The following is a 2,536-nucleotide window of genomic DNA, read 5'->3' as shown; positions in this document are numbered from 1 at the left end:
ATTTTGGTTTGTAAATTGAATGTAGCCAAACGTTGAAACTCATTTTCTCTATCGGTTATAAACCAAATATCATTGTCATTTTTTGAAAATTCTGCATCTGCTTGCACAATGCTTTTATCTTTTCTGTTGGTTATTTCAGACAAGGTTTTGCTTTCGGTATCAAACAGCCAAACGTGGGATTCGTTGGCAGAAACATATTCGCCAATTAATAATTTTTTCCCGTTATCGGAAACATCGTGAATGCCCCAACCACCGCCTTTTACTTCCAATACAAGTTTAGCTGATTTTGGATCGTTCGGATTCATAAAATAAATATCTCGATCACCGCCATTTCGCTTGGTGGAAGAAAAATAAAATCCAGAACCATCTTTTTTCCAATTGATGCCGCCATTTTGAGAACGACCGCCATCAGTCAGCAATGTTGATTGCAAAGTTTTTAAATCTAACTTGTATAATTGACCAAATTCATTCCCGCCTATATCTTTAGAATATATCAAGTAATCCCCTTTTGTAGGTTCATAACTGGCATTGTTTACAGGTTCTTCAAAAAAAGTAATTTGTTTTCTTGCTCCTAGCGGTTGTATCACTTTGTGCAATTGGTTGGTGGAACCAAATCGTGTACCTATTATAATTTCGTTTTTGGTTGGGTGAATAGCAACCAACGATGCGCCACGTGACTCAGAATATTTTTTAATTTTTTGCGCCAATTCTTTCGAAATAGGCGCAATGTTTTCAGTAATTAAATTTTCATTGGGTAAAACTAAATTTTTTTGATCTTGTGCAAAACCATTAAATCCAATGATTAGGACAATTATACTAATTTTCGGTAATTTCATAATGTGCAATTTTATTTCTTTTGATGGATAAATTTACTAAATAAATGCCTACCAATATAACAATTGTTCCTATGAAAATAGCAATTGTGAGCGGCTCATTGAACAATAAAACCCCTAAAACTAAGGCAACTATTGGGTTGATGTATGCATACAAACTACTAATAGTGGGTGGAAATTTTTGCAATACATACACAAATGCAATAAACGTCATAACCGAACCTACAATAACCAAATAGGCAATGGCGTACCAAGAAATGACTGGAATTTTCGAAATTGGAATTGTATTTCCAGTTGCCGCACTTATAGAATATAAAATAATACTGGACAAAAACATTTGAATGCCCAAACTAAAATACGGATTGAAATCCTGTGCATAACTTCGGGTATAGTACGAACACAAAGCCCACGTAAAAGTAGCAATGACTGACAATATGATGCCAAAAACAAATTCTGGGTTTAGAAAATCTCCCAAGTAATCATAAAAAACAACACATATTCCCAAAAAACAAACAAACAAACCCCAAATGGCGTTTCTTGGTACGTATTCTTTTTTTACAATTTGTATGACAACTAGCCACAAAGGGAAAATGGTTCCAATAATTGCGCCCAAACCACTACTTATATATTTTACGCCCCAAGTACTCAGCGCGTTGCTACAAATAAAATTCAAGAAACAAAGCACCAATATACTTTTCCATTGGGATCTGTTTGGCCATTTTGTTTTTTTGAAAATAAAAAAGGCAAAGAAAAAAAGAGCCCCCAAAAACTGTCTTATCGCTACTAGTTGAATGGCGGGCATATGTTGGACGCCTTGTTTTGAAGCTATCCAAGTAGTTCCCCAAGCAAAGCTTATCCAAGCCAGCGCAATAATTGGCAAAGCCAACTTAATTTTTTGTATGAAATTTTTCAATTGGAAATTTTAAATAGAAGTGACAAAAGTATAATTTAATTGTTGTTCAATTTTATGTGATGAAATTATTTTACCACCAATTTTTGAGTCCAAATTAAAAGTTGGAATCGTCAATTGTAAAGCTTTGGCTTTTTGAGTATAATAATCTTTTCTGGTTGGATGAAATGGATGTACAGCATTGAAAGTGTCATTCCAAATTTCGGTTTCAATAATTTTTTTGATAATGCCAATACAATCATTTTGATGAATCAAATTCACTGGCGCATCTGGATTTTCAAGATTTTCTCTTCCTGCCATATATTTTATGGGATGTCGGTCGTTGCCGATGAGTCCGCCGAAACGCAGAATTGTAGTTTCAAAATTTTTATTGCTTTGCAAAAGTTTTTCTACTTGCCACAATTGTTTCCCACTTTCGGTATCAGGATTCGGAATAGTTTCTTCGGTTACAACCGAATTATTATCGCCATAAACCGATGTTGAACTTACAAATAATACTTTTTTGACTGATGATTTTTCGACAAACGAAATTAGATTTTTTATTTTTGACACAAAGTTTTCCTTTGAATTTCCGCGCAATTTCGGAGGAATATCAATAATTAAAATTTCTGAATTATTTAAAAACCCATCAATATTTCCAATAATTTCATTTTCATTTAAAGATATCAAATAAGGATTGATATTATTATTTTTTAAAATTAATAACTTATCTTCTGAAGTTGTAGATCCTTTTATTGAAAACCCATCCAAAATAAATGCTTTCGCTAATGGAAAACCCAACCAACCGCAACCT

At 33.3% G+C, this 2,536-nt stretch carries 2 protein-coding genes and 1 pseudogene; all 3 read right to left on the bottom strand.

Annotated elements, in window-relative coordinates:
- A pseudogene (locus tag RMN92_RS09340) lies at window positions 1-836 on the bottom strand (S9 family peptidase); the annotation flags it as partial.
- On the bottom strand, window positions 817-1,746 hold the full coding sequence (locus tag RMN92_RS09335; RefSeq protein WP_309609189.1) for an EamA family transporter: 930 nt from the start codon (window positions 1,744-1,746) through the stop codon (window positions 817-819). The gene RMN92_RS09335 and the pseudogene RMN92_RS09340, both read right to left, overlap by 20 nt.
- A gap of 9 nt (window positions 1,747-1,755) precedes the next feature.
- Window positions 1,756-2,536: SDR family NAD(P)-dependent oxidoreductase (locus RMN92_RS09330; protein WP_309609188.1), on the bottom strand; the 781-nt coding region annotated here is incomplete at its 5' end.

The organism is Flavobacterium sp. (genome assembly GCF_031363805.1).
GTDB lineage: Bacteria > Bacteroidota > Bacteroidia > Flavobacteriales > Flavobacteriaceae > Flavobacterium.
The sequence above is the reverse complement of the archived record's forward strand: the minus strand, read 5'-3'. Positions and strand labels throughout refer to the sequence as shown.